Annotated in this window: 12 protein-coding genes; 8 read left to right on the top strand and 4 right to left on the bottom strand. The window is 66.9% G+C overall.

What is annotated here, in order from left to right; translation table 11 throughout:
• Positions 1 to 4: 4 nt before the first annotated feature.
• The 4 genes from BLM15_RS23315 to BLM15_RS23300 all read right to left on the bottom strand — a co-directional run bounded on the left by BLM15_RS23315 (position 5) and on the right by BLM15_RS23300 (position 4974).
• Positions 5 to 1189, bottom strand: coding sequence for an acyl-CoA dehydrogenase family protein (locus BLM15_RS23315; protein WP_126116314.1), 1185 nt, complete (start codon positions 1187 to 1189; stop codon positions 5 to 7).
• Positions 1190 to 1239: 50 nt separating this feature from the next.
• Positions 1240 to 1485 (bottom strand): acyl carrier protein, encoded by a 246-nt coding sequence (locus BLM15_RS23310; RefSeq protein WP_126114996.1) that lies wholly within the window; start codon positions 1483 to 1485, stop codon positions 1240 to 1242.
• 253 nt (positions 1486 to 1738) lie between these two features.
• Entirely contained in the window at positions 1739 to 2977 is a 1239-nt protein-coding gene (locus BLM15_RS23305; RefSeq protein ID WP_126114995.1) for a UDP-phosphate alpha N-acetylglucosaminyltransferase, read from the bottom strand.
• A 14-nt stretch (positions 2978 to 2991) separates the two neighbouring features.
• Positions 2992 to 4974 carry a GumC family protein gene (locus tag BLM15_RS23300; RefSeq protein ID WP_164547616.1) on the bottom strand — a complete coding sequence of 661 codons (1983 nt, stop codon included), beginning with the start codon at positions 4972 to 4974 and terminating at the stop codon, positions 2992 to 2994.
• Between the two features lie 426 nt (positions 4975 to 5400).
• Here BLM15_RS23300 and BLM15_RS23295 point away from each other — a divergent pair, with 426 nt between their 5' ends.
• The 8 genes from BLM15_RS23295 to ggt all read left to right on the top strand — a co-directional run bounded on the left by BLM15_RS23295 (position 5401) and on the right by ggt (position 16120).
• Entirely contained in the window at positions 5401 to 6627 is a 1227-nt protein-coding gene (locus BLM15_RS23295) for a glycosyltransferase family 4 protein (protein WP_126114993.1), read from the top strand.
• On the top strand, positions 6624 to 8006 hold the full coding sequence (locus BLM15_RS23290; protein ID WP_126114992.1) for a lipopolysaccharide biosynthesis protein: 1383 nt from the start codon (positions 6624 to 6626) through the stop codon (positions 8004 to 8006). Before BLM15_RS23295 ends, BLM15_RS23290 begins: the two co-directional genes overlap by 4 nt.
• The gene (locus BLM15_RS23285; RefSeq protein ID WP_126114991.1) at positions 8003 to 9781 is read left to right on the top strand and encodes an alpha/beta fold hydrolase; all 1779 of its coding nucleotides are present in this window, start codon (positions 8003 to 8005) and stop codon (positions 9779 to 9781) included. Before BLM15_RS23290 ends, BLM15_RS23285 begins: the two co-directional genes overlap by 4 nt.
• Positions 9778 to 10806 carry a glycoside hydrolase family 5 protein gene (locus tag BLM15_RS23280; protein WP_126114990.1) on the top strand — a complete coding sequence of 343 codons (1029 nt, stop codon included), beginning with the start codon at positions 9778 to 9780 and terminating at the stop codon, positions 10804 to 10806. Before BLM15_RS23285 ends, BLM15_RS23280 begins: the two co-directional genes overlap by 4 nt.
• On the top strand, positions 10803 to 11954 hold the full coding sequence (locus BLM15_RS23275) for a glycosyltransferase family 4 protein (protein ID WP_206438558.1): 1152 nt from the start codon (positions 10803 to 10805) through the stop codon (positions 11952 to 11954). Before BLM15_RS23280 ends, BLM15_RS23275 begins: the two co-directional genes overlap by 4 nt.
• Positions 11955 to 12079: 125 nt before the next feature.
• The gene (locus BLM15_RS23270; protein WP_126114989.1) at positions 12080 to 12787 is read left to right on the top strand and encodes a GntR family transcriptional regulator; all 708 of its coding nucleotides are present in this window, start codon (positions 12080 to 12082) and stop codon (positions 12785 to 12787) included.
• Positions 12788 to 12868: 81 nt separating this feature from the next.
• Positions 12869 to 14455, top strand: coding sequence for an ABC transporter substrate-binding protein (locus BLM15_RS23265; protein WP_126114988.1), 1587 nt, complete (start codon positions 12869 to 12871; stop codon positions 14453 to 14455).
• Between the two features lie 69 nt (positions 14456 to 14524).
• Positions 14525 to 16120, top strand: coding sequence for a gamma-glutamyltransferase (ggt, locus tag BLM15_RS23260; protein WP_126114987.1), 1596 nt, complete (start codon positions 14525 to 14527; stop codon positions 16118 to 16120).
• Positions 16121 to 16135: the final 15 nt, after the last annotated feature.

Genomic DNA, 16135 nt, shown 5'->3' with positions numbered 1-16135 from the left:
GCGATCACCGGGAAAGGCTGGGGTCGTGCTTGTAGACCGCCAGCAGGTTGGAGGTGTTGCCGAGGATTCGGTCGTTGTTGATCATGATCGGCGCCGAGAGCGCATCGCGCATCAGGCGCGCCAGGCTCGCCGGGCTGTCGTTGCGATAGCCCTGGATGCCGCAGATCAGGAAGGCCTGCATCACGATCTCGCCGACGCTCTGCGAGGCCACGACCTTGATGCTGTTCATCGCCACGACGAAGCCCATCGAGGAGAGCTCATCGGCATCGCCGCGGGCGCGCTCGTAACGGTCGAGCCCGGCGACGACCAGCGCCTTGAATTGCTGCAGGCGGGCGAGCAATTCGGCCAGGCGCAGCGCGCTCGGCGGGGTCGAACCCGGGCGCTTGCGTGCCTCGCTGCGCACGAAACCCTCGGCGCGGGCGACGGCCTCGGCCGCGATGCCGTACCAAACCGAAGCCCAGAGCAGATGCGCGTTGGGCAACATCGACTGCGCCGCGATCTCGGCGAAGGATGTCGGGATGATCTGCTCAGCTGGGGCGCGGCCGGCAAAGGTGAAATTGTCGGAGCAGGTGCCGCGCATGCCCATCGTATCCCAGGCCGCGCTGCGCTCGAGCGTGTACTGGTCCTTGGTCAGCACGGACATGACCTGGTCGGAGGGCGGCGCCTCGGGCGTGCGCCGCGAGGTGATCAGGATGGCGTCGGCCTGCGCCCCGTAGGAGATCAGGCAGCCTTCCTTATCCAGCGTGAAGTCGTCGCCCTCGCGCACCACGCCGCAGATCGAGGAGCGCAAATCGCCACCGACGCCGCCGCCCTCGGTCGTGGCCGAGGCGAGCAGGAGTTGCTCGCGGGCGATGCGCGCCATGAAGGAGCCGTGCCAGGGATCGTCGCCACAATGCACCACCAGGCTCGACGCCTTGATCTGGTGCATCGAATAGATCATCCCGGTCGAAGCGCAGGCTTGGGCCAGCACTGCGCAGATCTCGGAAATCGTCGAAAGGCTCGCCTGCTCGCCGCCATAGACAGCCGGGATCATGATGCCGAGCAGGCGTTCGCGCTTCAGGGCCTCGAAGGCCTCATGCGGGAACCGCGAGTTCGCGTCGACGTCGCCAGCGTGCTCGGCCGCAATCTTGGCGATCTTGCGCGCGGTGGCGATCATTGCCTTCTGCGCCTCGGCACTGGCGCCGGGCATTTCGGAGCTGAGCTGGTAACCGGCTTCGGCAAGGCGGGCGAGCGTCGTCATCAGACGTGCTCGCTCTGGATAGTGCGGATCGCGCTCTCGATCGCCGCGATCGAGGCGAAGTTGCGCCGGTTCATCATCATGTCCGGGAATTCGACCTCGAAGGCCTCCTCGAGCGCCATCATCAGCTCGACCGTGCCGAAGGAGGTAAGGCCGGCATTGTAGAGATCGGCCTCGTCGGCGAGCGTGGTAACGTCGACCGGCAGCTTGCCGGTGGTCTTGAGGATTTCGCGGATCCTAGTCTTCATGATCTCGTCCTGCCCTGTAGTGACCGGACCTCGGCGTGCCGCAGCACACGCTGGCGCAGTGCGCTCGCGATCGCTGTCGAGGGGCTTCGGTCGGTTGGTTTGACGCCGTGTCGTTCGTTGCGTCAGGCCTAACGCATAAAATTTAAAGTTACCTTGCGGCCGCCACAGAAAGACTGCGGAATGTATTTCGCAGGCCGAGGTCCGCGGATGTGGTAAACAGCATATTGCTGCGAATACTCGGTTTTTCGAGCATTCAGCCTGCCGCGGCGGTGGAATAGTTCGGCGCCGTAACGCGTTGGTTGGCCGGAGCGGGCTCGGCGCCGGCATCGGCATCGCTCGATCCCGTCATGAACCAGAGCAGCGCCGCCGTCTTGATCGAGTAGACGGAGTCGCTGACGATCATCAGCAGGCAGATATAGGTCGCGACGCAGACCTTGAAGCGCCAGGCGCGGGGCGATCGCTCCGGCGCGAAGATGAACAGGCTCCAGAAGCCGATGACCCCGAGCAGCCCGATCTGGTTGAGCGAATAGGCGTAGCCGGAATCCGAGAGGAAGGGCTTGTCCGGTGATAGGCCCCAGACGGCGGCCGGCGAAAGTGAGGTGATGAGGCGCGCTGTCCAGAGCATGCGCCCCATGAAATTGTTCTGCCAGTTCACCTCGGCGCTGATGAAACCGTAGATCGCAAGCCCGATCAGCGCGACGAAGGGCGCAGCCAGCCAGATGAAACGCGGCGTGCGCGGCGCCACCAAGTAGGCGACCGTCGCGACGATGCAGACATTGGCGCCAAAGCGCGAGTCGCTGAGGACGATCGCCGTCAGCCCCGTGGCCATGGTCAGCCAGCGCTTCGCCATGCCCGGCCGGTTGAGCGTCCAGATATAGAGGATCGCGCCGAAATTGCCGGTTGAGATCGGCTCGAGGAAGACCGAGGAGGCCCGGTGCGGCCCAAGGAACGGCAAGAGCGTGCGCGAGTCTGGTCGCAAGCCGCTGGCGAAGAGCGCGCCGGTCTGGCTACTGACATCACTCGGCGCCACCGTGCCGCGCGCCACATAGTATTTGATGATGTTGAAATAGGAGACGTAGACGTCGAGCGCCAGGAACTCGAACAGGCCGAAGGCGACGACGATGAGCCCACAGACAAGCGCGGCGCGGTCGGCCAGCCGTATATCATTGCAGCTCTTGCCGAGCAGGTAAAAGGCGATCGGGATCAGGAAATCACGCACCGCCTTGGGGTCGATCAGCGGCCGCATCGCCATCAGCAGGACGGCGTAGGATAAGAAGATCGCCAGCAGCAGATAGGGCGCGGCGTTGCGGCCGAGGCCAAGATAGAGCGCGGCCGCGACCAGCACCACCTCGCAGCCCATCACCATGGTATCGTTGATACCCATGACGTTGGTGTTGATGAAGCACAACGCCATGTTGAAGGTGAGCGCGCCGATCAGCAGCGCTATCGGCAGGGTCGGCAGAGGCCGGCCCGGCTCGAAGCCGTCAGCCATGGCCGAGGGCCTGCTCACGCCGCCGCCTGCGCCGGCCGCCGCAGCCAGCGCGCCGCCAGGCCGGAGGCACCGGCCCCCGCATTCTCGGGAACAACGAGCGCAACAATGTGTTCGCCGGCGGGGTCTACCGCCGCAGCCTGATCGACGAGGCTGCGGGTGGTCTCGCCGGCGAGCGAGGCCGTCAGGACAATCGCGTCCGGTCGCGCGCTCGCCTTGCCGTCGGTCGGCGACGTCTGTCGCATGATGATGAAGTTGCGCCGCCGCCCCGGCCGAGCCGGCACGGTTCCGGTCGGCTCGATCCGGCGGATGTTCATGTCGCGGCCGGTCCCCTCCTGGCAGAGCAGCACGCTCTCGCCATGCGCCGCGAGGCTGTTGGCGAGATGCTCGGCCAGCGCCGCATGCGTCGCGTCGTCGGCCGAGCCGGCGATCATCACCGAAGCCGGTAGATGCTGGCCGAGCGTCTTCTGCAATAGCCGCGTCACTGGAACGAGCGCATCTTCGCGGCGAGCAGCGGCGGCAGGCAATGACACCACAGTGCCGACGCCGATCGCCCGGCCGGCTGCTTCCGGCGTAAGCGGCTTTGCCATCTGGGGCAGGAGCCGCGACGTCGGCAGCCATTCGATGAGATAGGCTGCCCCGAGCCCGGCGCAGCTGCCGAAAAGCAGCGCGGCGGCGATCACCAGCAGGGCCGGCGGCTGGCTGGCGACCGCCGGCGCGACCGCCTCGGATAGCATGCGCGAGTTGTTGGTCTCGATCCGCTTCTGCTGTTCGAGCTCCTTGGCGCGCTGCAGCGAGGCGCTATAGACCACGCGGACCGCCTCGGCCTCGCTTTCGAGCTGGCGCAGCTTGATCTGGGCGGCGCCGCTGACCTCCTGCGACTTGGTCAGCTCAGTCGCCCGCTTCCTGAGATTGGCGAGATTGGCCTCGGCCTGACGATAGCCTTCCTGCACTGTGGCGCGCAGGCGGACCAGCTCCCCGGCGAGCAGCCGGCGCGTTTCGGCGAGCTCGGCCCGGATCTCGATGAGGCGCGGATGTTGCGGCGCGAGTGTCTGGGCAAGGCTCGCCGCCTCGCGCGCACTCTGGGCATATTGCCCCCGCAGCGAGGTCACCACCGACGAGGTCAGCGCCTCCGGCAACGTGTCAGAGAGCGGGTCACGGTTCTGATAGCGGGCGAGCTGGTCGCGCCGCGCCTGCTGGCGTGCGAACTCGGCCTCGGCCTGGCTGATCTGGCCGTAGAGATCGCGCAATTGCTGCGAGATGATGAGCCCGCCCTCGCCGGTGCTGACGAGGCCGTGCTGGCTGCGGAAGCCCTGGACGGCGCGCTCCGCCATATCGAGCTGCGTCCGCAGGCCGGAGATCTGGTCGATTAGCGTCACGTTTGCGCGTTCGACGACAGAACGACGCCCGTCATTGCCCTGACGGAAATAGACCTGGGCCAGCCCGTTGGCGATATCAGCCGCCTTCTGCGCCCGCGGATGCGAGACGATGATGCGGAAAACCAGCGAGTTCTCGACGCGCTGGATCACGATCGCCTTCTTGAGCGCATCGACAGTCTGCGCCAGACGCTGGTCGGCCGTCGGCTGCACGAGCCGGCCGAGCAGCCGCGAGATGAGGCCGGGCGGACGGCTGAAGGCGGGATCATTCTCGAGATCGAGATCCTCGATGACCTGGCGCAGCACGCCGGTCGAGGTCATCACCAGCGCCTGGCTGTCGACATTGGCGAAGTCGATCGAGGCCGAGGTGTCGGTGCGCACGATGTCCTTGCCGACGACCTGCAGCGCCTGCGGGTCGACGAGGAGTTCCGCCGTGGCCCGGTAGATCGGGGTCTGGACCGAAAGATAGGCAAGTGCCAGCAACAGGCAGAGGCCTGCGCTCGCGATCACCAGCCAGAGGCGGCGGCGCAGCAGCTGGAGCAGTTCGGGCAGGCTGAAGGCAGCAGCGGGCCGGCCCGGCGCGGGCGCGTCGTCTCTTCCACCTGCCTCGAGCGCAGCCGGCACCGCAAATCTCCTCGAACCATCACGATACCGCGCGCATCCGCGCCCGGATGCGCCGACCGGATCGGCTGGAATTCCACCGCGCATCCTGTCGAGCTGTGGTTAATATTTCGGTAACAAACTAATTACGATTTTAGTCAAATATTATAAGTCACGAATATTTGAAAATTAACTAAATAACCAGCGCATGCAAAAGGAATATTTCGCTTTGCTGCGGTCGATGATAGTTCAATATTTACGAAAGTTGGCGGCATCGGAAGCCTTTTTCGATTGCGCAGCCGCGATCCGCGCGATCCCGTTCACGCCCCGTTTACAACAGGGAGAAATCCCCCGGCCACGCCAACGTTTGCTTAGCTCGTGCCGGGTATCCCTACCCAAGGGAAAGGCCGGCTCAGCAAACGCGCCGTGACGAGGACAGGTCCAGACCATATGCGTATCCTGATGGCCTGTGCAGCATTCCCGCCGTTCATCGACGGCGGCGGACCGATCTCGGCGATGATCGTCGCCAAGCTGCTGCGCGCCGCCGGCCATGACCTGACCGTGGTGAACGTCGCCGGCGAGGATCGGCACGAGATCTATGACGGCGTGCCGGTGCATCGGCTGCGCTCGCTCAATATCGACTGGAACTACCGGCTGCCGCGCCCGGCCTGGAAGAAGGCGATCTGGCATGCTCTGGAGAACTTCAACCCCCGCGCCTTCCTCGTCATGCGGCGCGAAATCCGGCGACTCCAGCCCGACATCGTGCTGACCGACTCGATCGAGAACATCAATGTCGCGACCTGGGCGGCGGCGAAGAGCTGCGGCGTGCCGGTCGCTCACATCCTGCGCAGCACCTTCCTGCTCTGCTGGAGGGGCAGCATGTGGCGCGGCAGCGACAATTGTGGCCGCGCCTGCTCCTCTTGCCAGGCGACGTCGTATGGCAAGAAGCTGTCTTCACGCTTCGTCGACGCCGTGATTGGCGAGACCGATTTCATCATCGGCCGCCACACCGAGCACGGCTATTTCCCGAACGCGACCACGCACGCGATTCCCGGCGCGATCGCGCCCGTTCCCGGCGCCCTGCCCCGCTCTGCGCCGCCGGCGGATCGCCCGCTGCGCGTCGGATTCATCGGTGTCCACGACCCGGTCAAAGGCCTCGACACGCTCGCAGCTACTGCTCATCGTCTCAGAGATCAGCCGGTCGAGTTCCTGATCGCCGGAACCGGTCATGGCGACTACGCCAAGGCGCTGCCCGAGCGCTTCCCGACGGAGAACACCCGTTTCCTCGGCTGGACCAGGCCGGACGAATTCCTGCCGCAGATCGACGTCCTCGCAGTCCCCTCACTGTTCCGCGAGCCCTTCGGCCGCGTGGTGATCGAAGCCTTCGCCCATGGCGTGCCGGTGATCGGCGCTAGGTCCGGTGGCATCCCCGAAACGATTCAGCCGGGCATCAATGGCGCCCTGTTCGCTCCTGGCGATGATACTGCGCTCGCCGCGGAGATCATGAATCTTGTCCAGGACCGCGCGCTGGTCGCGCAGTGGTCGGCCGGCGCGCTCGCCGCCACGGGGCGCTACGCACCTGGCAGGATCGCGGCAGCCTATGGCGCCGTCTTCGACAGCCTCGTCGGCAAGCCGACCGAAGGCGCCCTGCTGCAACCGCAGGAAGCGCGCCCATGAAGGCGCTGCTCGAACTCGCCTGGACCGGCGCGGGTCGCTTCCTTCCCGCCTTCTCGTCGCGCTTCAGCAGCACGCTGCTGAGCTTCCTGGTGCTGCTGGCTGCAAGCCATTTCCTGCCGACGCAGGAATACGGGCTCTATGTCTTCCTGTTCTCGATCGGCAGCGCGCTCGGGCTGATCGCCGTGCTCGGCCAGCAGATCCTCGTGGTGAAGCATTATCGCCGGACCGAGGCGAGCGGTCATCCGCTCAACCAGGCATTGCTCGGCGTCAACGCCCGCTGGCTCGCACTCGGCTGTTTCGCGCTGCTGGCCGCCGCCCTGCCGCTCTGGCTCTTCGCCGAGGAGCTACCTCCAACCTATCGCTATCTCTGGCTCGCCTTCGTCTTCGCCGCGATCTTCGCGCTCAGCGAGTATCTGCAGAACTATTTCCGTATCCACGGCCGGATCAACATGTCGCTGGTGCCACGCGAGATCGTCTGGCGCGGTAGCTCGATCCTGTGCATCGGTGCGGCCGGCCTTGCCGGCATGCTGGTCGGCGGCGCAGGCGCAATGGCGATCGTCACCGGCCTGCTCGCCGCGACCACGCTCTACCAATGCGTCTGCTTCCTGCATGACGAAGGGCTGAGCTGGCTCAAGGCCCGCGAGCAGGTGCCGGCGGAGACCCATGGCGAGTGGCGTCGCGAAAGCGGCTACTTCATCGCCAACAATGTTCTCAACTCCGCCTCGGCCTATCTTGAGACCATTCTGATCGGCGTCCTGATCGGCCTGGATCAGGCCGGCTTCTATTTCGTGGCGCTGCGCATCTCGATGCTGCTGCTCCTGCCGCTCGCGGCAATCGACACCGTCGGCATTCCGATGATCGCCGCCCGCTTCCAGAAATCCGATACGGCCGGCGCACAGCTGCTGATCGGCCGGCTCTCCTTTGCGAGCTTCTGCATCTCGCTGCTGGGGGCGCTGGCGCTCGCCGTCGTCGCGCCCTTCATCCTGCACTTATTCAATCCGGAATTCGTCCAGCATGAGAACGTGTTGGTCGCGCTCTGCGTGCTCTCGGTCTCGCTCGCCTTCTTCGGCCCTGGCTCCTGGCTGCTGATGATTGGCGGCGGCGAGCGCTTCTTCCTGATCGCGCGGGCGATCATGTTCGTCATCTATCTCGGCCTGCTCTACGGGCTGGCCCGGATCGGCGGGCTGATGGGCATCGCCATCGCCGGGCTGATCTTCAATACCGCTTCGAGCCTCGCCGCCTGGTACTGGATCAAGCAGAAATGGCGGATCGACAACATGGCCACCGCCTTCTTCCGGCCCTTCCTTTTCGGTGGCGCGCCGGCCGACAAGACCGCCCCGCCGCCGACGGATCGCGCCAGCGAAGGAGCCGGCCGATGACGGCGGTCGCGGCCTATCGCGTCGACCCAGCCGGCGAGGCGGCGGCCTCGCCCTATGGCACGCCGGTAACCTTTGGCCGCAGCATGGGCGTCCTCCATCCCGGCCAAGCGCCGTTCGCGGTGCTGATGCTCGGCGCCATCGGCTATGAGGAACTCTGCCTGCGCGCCACCTGGCGCAGCCTCGCCCAGGCTCTCGCGGACAAGGGCATCGCCTGCCTGCGCTTCGACTATCCCGGCCAGGGCGATGCGCAGGAAGCTGCCGACCCGCAGGGCCTCGACGACTGGTTCGAGACGATCAGCGCCGCCGCGGATCTGCTGCGGCACGCCAGCGGCTGCGAGCGCCTCGTTCTGCTCGGTCAGGGGCTCGGCGGGACACTGGCGCTCAAGCTCGCCGAAAATCTCGCTCCGGTCGCCGCCAGCGTGCTGATGGCCCCGGTTGGTAATGGCAAGCGCTATCTGCGCGAGCTTGCGGCCTGGACGCGCATCGTCTCGGATCGGATCGGCATCGGCACCGACCCGGACGACGACACGCGCTGCGCCGTAGCGGGCTTGCGCATTGCCCCCGGCCGCCTGCCAGCGATCGCAACCCTCGGAACAAGCGCACCCCGGCAGGCGCCGTCGGAACAGGTTCTGTTGCTGTCCCGGCCCGGCCATTCCGGCGACGCGGCCCTGGCCGAGACCCTCGCCGGCCTTGGCAGCACGGTGACGCAACGTGCCTATGAAGGCTACGAGACGCTGACCACCGACCCGACGGCGGCCCGTCCGCCAAAGGCGACGATCGCCGGTATCGTCGACTGGATCGCCGGGCGAGCCGAAGCGGAGGGCTCTGCTGCCACCGGCAGCAGCATGCCCCGGTTACCTGGCCCGTCAGAAGGCGTGCTCGGCGACGGCTTCACCGAGCGCCCGATCCGTTTCGGCCCGGATGGGCGCCTATTCGGCGTGCTCTGCGAGCCGCTCGGCCCTGCGGCGCGCGAACCCATCGTCTTCGTCAATGCCGGCCGCGATTATCATATCGGCTGGGCCCGGGTCAGCGTGAACCAGGCCCGCGCCTTCGCGGCACGCGGCATCGCCTCGCTGCGCTTCGATGCCAGCAGCGTCGGCGACAGCGGCGTGGCAGCCGACGGGCCGGAGGAGATACTCTATTCCCAGGCGCAGATCGACGATGTCCGCCTCGCCATCGACGCTATGCAGGCCCGCGGTTTCGAGGCGCCGGTCCTGATCGGGCGCTGCAGCGGCGCCTATGCCGCCTTCCATGCCGCCGTCGCCGACGAACGCATCCGCCGCCTCGTCATCGTCAACAATGAGCGCTTCGTCTGGGACCCCGACGAAAGCGTCGAGGATGCGATCCGCTATGCCCATCGCAGCGCCGGCGATCTCGGCGCGACGCTGGCCCGCAAGGACGGCTTGCGCCGCCTGCTCACCGGCAAGCTCCGCGTCGGGCCGGCCGGGCGCTATCTGATCTACCGCTATCGCAAGCGGCTCTCGGTCAAGCTCGCGCCGATCTTTGGACGCCTGACCAAGCATGGCCGGCTCCATCACCAGTGCCATCGCCATTTCGCCACGCTCGCCGCGCGCAAGGTCGAGCTCTCGCTGCTCTATGCCGACGGTGACGTCGGCCTGGCCGAGCTCCAGACCTATTTCGGCGAGGCGGGCAAGGGCCTCGCCGCCTATCCGAACGCCTCGCTGACCATGCTCGCCGACGCCGACCACAACTTCACGCATCTCGCCGCCGGGCGCCGGCTGCTCGATGCGCTCCTGCGGATCGTCGCGCCATGAGGGCGGCCGTGTTCGCCTTGGCGCTGCTCGCCGCTCTGCCCGCATGGGCGGAGACCTGTCTGCGTGGCGTCAACCTGTCGGGCGCCGAGTTCGGCGATACGCCCGGCAAGGTCGACACCGACTACACCTATCCCAGCGAAGCGGCGATCCAGCGCCTCGGCAAGCTCGGTGCGAGCGCCGTCCGCCTGCCCTTCCGCTGGGAGCGCCTCCAGCCGCAACTCAACGGCTCGCTCGACATCATGGAGCTCGCCTATCTCGACCAGACAGTCCGCCGGATCAACGAGGCCGGGCTGGTCGCCATCATCGACCTGCATAATTACGGCTACTACGCCAAGAAGCAGCTCGGCTCGGCCGAACTCCCGGCCGCAGCGCTCGCCGATGTCTGGGGCAAGCTCGCGCAGCATTATCGCGACCGTCCCAAGCTCGTTTTCTCGCTGATGAACGAGCCGCACGACATCAACAGCGCGAACTGGGCCAAGATCCAGAACACCGCCATCGCCGCGATCCGCAAGGCGGGCGCCAAGCAATTGCTGCTCGTCACCGGCACGGCCTTCGGCGGCGCCCATAGCTGGACCTCCGATCTGCCCGTCGGCAACAACGGCCGCGATCTGCTCGGCGTCGTCGACCCGCTCGACCGTTACGCCTACGACTTCCATCAATATCTCGACGCCGACTATTCCGGCCGCGCCTCGGAATGCTCGGCCGCCGCCGGTGCGCTGAAGGGCATCGACGACGTCACCGCCTGGCTCAAGACACATGGCCGCCGCGGCTTCCTCGGCGAGTTCGCCGCTTCGAACCGGCCCGAATGCCTCACTGCGCTGCGGCAGATGGTGACGAAGCTCGATGCCAACCCGCAGCAATGGCTGGGCTGGACCGCCTGGGGGGCCGGGGCTTGGTGGCCGGCGGACTATGTCTTCAACCTCGAGCCCACCCCGGCTGGCGAACGCCCGCAGATGAAGCTGCTAACTCAGCGCTTCAAGGCGAAGAAGCCTACTGCTATTTGCGGTCCGGAGGCCAAACCGTGACCGCTCCCTTCTCCCATCGCTCGGCGTCCGCAGTGCCGGCAGGCACCCGCATCGTCCATGTCGTGCGCCAGTTCCTGCCAAATCGCGGCGGCCTCGAGGACGTCGTCGCCAATCTTTGCCGGGCCCAGCTCGCCGTTGGCCTGCGCCCGTCCGTCGTGACCCTCGATCGCCTGTTCTCACGGCCGGAGCTCGTCCTGCCGGCGAGCGAGGTGATCGACGGCATCCCCGTCAGCCGCATCCCCTTCCGCGGCTCGACGCGCTATCCGGTCGCGCCTGACGTCTTCGCCCATCTGCGCGAGGCCGATCTCGTCCATGTCCATGCGATCGATTTCTTCTTCGACGCGCTGGCGCTCGGCTGGCTGCTGCATCGCAAGCCGCTCGTCGCCACTACCCATGGCGGCTTCTTCCACACCGCCGACTTCGCAGGCTTGAAGAAGCTCTGGTTCAACGGCCCGACCCGGCTCTCGGCGCAGATCTATCGCGGCATCGCCGGCTGCAGCACCAACGATGCCCGCATGTTCGAGCGGCTCGCGCCCGGCAAGGTCCGGGTGATCGAGAACGGCGTCGACCTCGATAAGTTTGCCGGCGCCTCCAGCCCGGAGCCGCAGCGGCGCCTCGTCAGCATCGGCCGCTTCTCCAAGAACAAGCGCCCCGACCGGCTGATTGCGATGATGGCGGCGCTGGCGCGGCGCGAGCCGAGCTGGCAGCTCGATATGCTTGGCGTCACCTCGGACTGGACCGAAGAAGCACTGCGCGGGGCGATCGCCGACGCCGGCATGGAGCAGAATGTGGCGCTCCATCTCAGCCTCGACGATGCCGCGGCGCGAACGGTGATGAGCCGTGCCTCGCTCTTCGTCTCCGCTTCGGAGTTCGAGGGCTTCGGCCTTGCCCTGGTCGAGGCGATGAGCGCCGGCCTCGTCCCGATCGTCCAGCCCAATGCGGCCTTCGCCGGCCTGGCGAGCAAATTCCCTGTCGTCCGCACCGTCGATTTCGCCGATGTGGACGAGGCCGCTCTGGCCGTCGAACAAGCTCATGCCGATCTTGTCCGCTACCCCGGCAATACGCGCCCGCGCCTCTCGGACCTCGCATCCTATTCCTGGCACGAGGTCACGCGCCGCTATCTCGAATTCTACGCCGCCGCACTCTGACCCTCCGACGCCATGGCGCTGTCACCGCGCAAGCCCCTTGCGCGTCGCCCGATTCTAGCTTTGTAATAGTGGATACACTCATACAGAGCGGTTGATCGAGTGCAGACGGCTTGCGAGGGAACGGGATGAGCTTCGCCTCCAAGGGCATGGCCGCGACGGCGCAGGACGAGGCCTATCGCGCCATCCTCCAGGACATCCGCAGCGCGCGCTATCAGCCCGGCGAGCGCTTGATCCCGGAGACGATCGCGCGCGAGCTCGCCATGAGCCGCATGCCGGTGCGCGAGGCTTTCCAGCGCCTCGCCAATGAGGGGCTAGTCCTCATCCGCCCCAATCGCGGCTGCATCGTCTCGGGTCTGACCATCGAGGAAATCTACGAACTCTTCGAGATCCGCTCCGTGCTGGAGGGACTGGCGGTCCGCTTGGCCATGCCGCGCTTCGACGCCGCGGCACTGGCCGACCTCGACGACCATGTCGTCCGCATGCATCGCGCCGGCGCAGCCGGCGGCGCCGACTGGCTCGGCAAACACCAGGAATTCCACGCCTATATCTGTGGCCTGAGCCGGCGACCCAAATTGATCGCCCAGATCGCGGCGCTGCACATCGCCGTCGAGCCCTATATGCGCGTCTGGCTCCACCATGTCGCCCAGCCGGCCCATGCCACCGAGCGCCAGGACGAGGTGGTCGAGGCCATCAGGACCGGCGACGCCGAGCATGCCGAGGCGGTGATGCGCGACCACGTCCTGCGCACCGCACCTCGCCTCGCCGAGTTTCTGCGCAGCCGCGGTCAGGCAGCCGGAGCTCCATCGGCCCTGCCGGCCAGCGCCCAGCTCTGAACCGAACCACGCAGCGGCCCGCCAGAAGGCCGCGCTCCCGAGGACGCCCGAGGGTCAGCCAGAACAATGAGGGGATCAACCATGGATCGACGCCAGTTCCTGAAAGCCTCGGCAGCTGCCGCCTTCCTGCCGGCAGCACCGCATCTCGCCACGGCGCAGGATGCCAAGACCCTGCGCTTCGTGCCCTATTCCGACGTCGCGATCATCGATCCGATCTGGACCAACGGATATTCGACCCGCACCCACGCCCTGCTGGTCTGGGACACGCTCTACGGGCTCGACGACCAGTTCCAGCCCCAGCCGCAAATGGTCGAAGGCCATGTCGTCGAGGATGACGGCAAGCGCTGGATCCTGACGCTGCGGCCAGGCCTCGTCTTCCATGACGGCAGTAAAGTGCTGGCGCGCGATGCTGTCGCCTCGATCAAGCGCTGGGGCGTGCGCGACACCTTCGGGCAGGCGCTGATGGCGGCGACCGACGAGCTCTCGGCGCCTGATGATCGCACTATCGTCTTCCGGCTGAAGACGCCCTTCCCGCAGCTGCCGGCGGCGCTCGCCCGCCCGAGCGCCCTTGTCGCCGCGATCATGCCGGAGCGCCTCGCCGCGACCGACCCGTTCAAGCAGATCCCCGAGGCGATCGGCAGTGGCCCGTATCGCTATCTCACCGCCGAGCGCATCGCCGGCGCCCGCCATGTCTATGCCAGGCACGAGGCTTACGTCCCGCGTTCCGGGGGCACGCCGAGCTTCACCGCCGGCCCGCGCTCGCCCTATCTCGATCGCATTGAATTCGTTGTCATGCCTGATGCCGCGACCGCGGTCGCCGCGCTGCAGACCGGTGCGGTCGACTGGGTCGAGCAGCCGATCATCGACCTCCTGCCGCTGCTGCGGAAGGACCCGAACATCGTGGTCGAGGTCAAGGATCGGACCGGCATGGCCGGGCAGCTCCGGCTCAACCATCTGCAACCGCCCTTCAACAATCCGGCGATCCGGCGCGTCATCCTCCAGGCGATCGACCAGGAAGAGTGCATGAACGCGGTCTGCGGCGGCGACCCGCAGGTCGAGCGCGGCAGCATCGGCTTCTTCCCGAACAATTCGCCGATGGCGTCCGACGTCGCCGCCAAGGCCCTGAAGGGCCCGAAGGATTTCGGAAAGCTCAAGCAGGAGCTCGCTGCCGCCGGCTACAAGGGCGAGCGCGCCGTCTTCCTCGCGGCGCAGGACGTGCCGCGCATCTCTCTGGTCTGCGACGTCGCCGCCGACGCGCTGCGCAAGATCGGCGTCAATGTCGACTTCGTCGCAGCCGACTGGGGCACCGTCCTGCAGCGCATCAGCAATCGCAACCCGGTCGAGCAGGGCGGCTGGAGCTGCTACGTTACCTACTGGGCAGGGCTTGACCTCGGCTCGCCGGCGACGAGTTCGCCCTTGCGCGGCAACGGCGCCAAGGGCAGCCCGGGCTGGCCCGACAGCCCGCAGATCGAGGCCCTGCGCGCCCGCTTCCTAACCGCCGGCGACCCGGCGCAGCAGAAGGCGATCGCCCGCGAGATCGAGCTGCAGGCGATGCAGGACGTGCCCTATGTCCCGGCCGGCCAGTATCTGCAGCCGGTCGCCTATCGCAAGACCCTGACGGGCATGCTCAACGGCGTCCCGGTCTTCACCAATCTGCGCAAGGGCTGAGCGCCCTTCGCTTCCTTCCCCAAAAAGGCCGGCGGCGAACGCCGGCCAGATTGCCACGAAAGCTAGTCCATGCGCGATCTTGAACTTCCCGGTCGGTCCCTCGCCATCAGCCGCAATGCGATGGCGGCGACCTCGCATCCCGCCTCGACGCTCGCCGCGCTCGACATCATGAAGGCCGGCGGCAATGCGATCGATGCGGCGATTGCCGCCTGCGCCGTGCAATGCGTCGTCGAAGCCGGCTCAACCGGGATCGGCGGCGACTGCTTCGTGCTCTATGCGCGCGGCGGCTCGACCGATGTCCTCGCCTATAACGGCTCGGGCCGCACGCCGGCCGCCGCGACGCTGGATTGGTACGAGAAGGCCGGCATCACTACGCTGGAGCGGCATTCGCCGCATGTCGTCACCGTGCCGGGCGCGATCGATGCCTGGACCCAGCTCAACAAGGACCATGGCCGCCTGCCGCTCGCGGAGGTCCTCGCGCCGGCTATCGCCTATGCCCGCGACGGCTATGCCCTGACGCCGCGCGCCGCCTACGACCTCGCCGCCCAGCGCGATCTCCTGATCCAGGACACGAACGCCGCCGCGACCTTCCTCGTCGACGGGCAGGCCCCGCGGGCCGGCACTGTCCAGCGCCAGCCGGCCCTGGCCGAGACGCTCGAAGCGATCGGCCGCGAGGGCCGTGACGCCTTCTATCGCGGCGAGATCACCCTGGAGATGGTCGATTATCTAAAGGCCGCCGGCGGCCTGCACACGGCTGACGACTTCGCCACGGCCGAGGGCGAATACGTCACGCCGATCAGCGCAAGCTTCCGTGGCCGCACCGTCTATGAGTGCCCGCCCAACGGCCAGGGCGTCATCGCCCTGCTGATCATGAAGATCCTCGAGCGCTTCAAGCCCAAGGGCGGCCCGCTCGCGGTCGAAAACCTGCATATCGAACTGGAAGCGACCCGCCTCGCCTACGCCGCCCGCGATCGCTTCCTCGCCGACCCCGCCAAGGCCGAGGTTCCGGTCGAGCACCTGCTCTCGAATAAGCTCGCCGACGAACTCGCCGGCATGATCGATCCGGAGCGCGCGCTCGATCCGCTGCCGGTCGTCCCCGGCGGCGCCGAGCACAAGGACACGGTCTACATCAGCGTCGTCGACAAGGACCGGAACGCCGTCTCCTTCATCAACTCGATCTTCTCGCCCTATGGCAGCGGGTTGATGACCAAAAAGTCCGGCGTGCTCTTCCATAATCGCGGCCAGAGCTTCGTGCTGAAGCAGGGCCATCCCAACGCGATCGCGCCCCGCAAGCGCCCGATGCACACCATCATCCCCGGCATGCTTGCCGAAAACGGCCGCGTCGTCATGCCCTTCGGCGTGATGGGCGGGCACTATCAGGCGATGGGCCAAGCCCATTTCTTGGCCAAGCTGTTCGATCATGGCCTCGATCTGCAGGAGGCGATCGACCTGCCGCGCCTCTTCCCGCTGCCGGGAACGAACACGGTCGAGACCGAAAGCCGCCTGCGCGACAGCGTCGGCGCAGCGCTTACGGCGCGCGGCTTCGACGTCCAGCCGCCGAAATCGCCGATGGGCGGGGCCCAGGCGATCTGGATTGATTGGGAGAAGGGCACGCTGACCGGCGGCTCCGACCCGCGCAAGGACGGCTGCGCCCTCGGCTACTGAACCCAGTGCGAGGCC

It is taken from the genome of Bosea sp. Tri-49 (assembly GCF_003952665.1).
GTDB lineage: Bacteria > Pseudomonadota > Alphaproteobacteria > Rhizobiales > Beijerinckiaceae > Allobosea.
The sequence above is the reverse complement of the archived record's forward strand: the minus strand, read 5'-3'. Positions and strand labels throughout refer to the sequence as shown.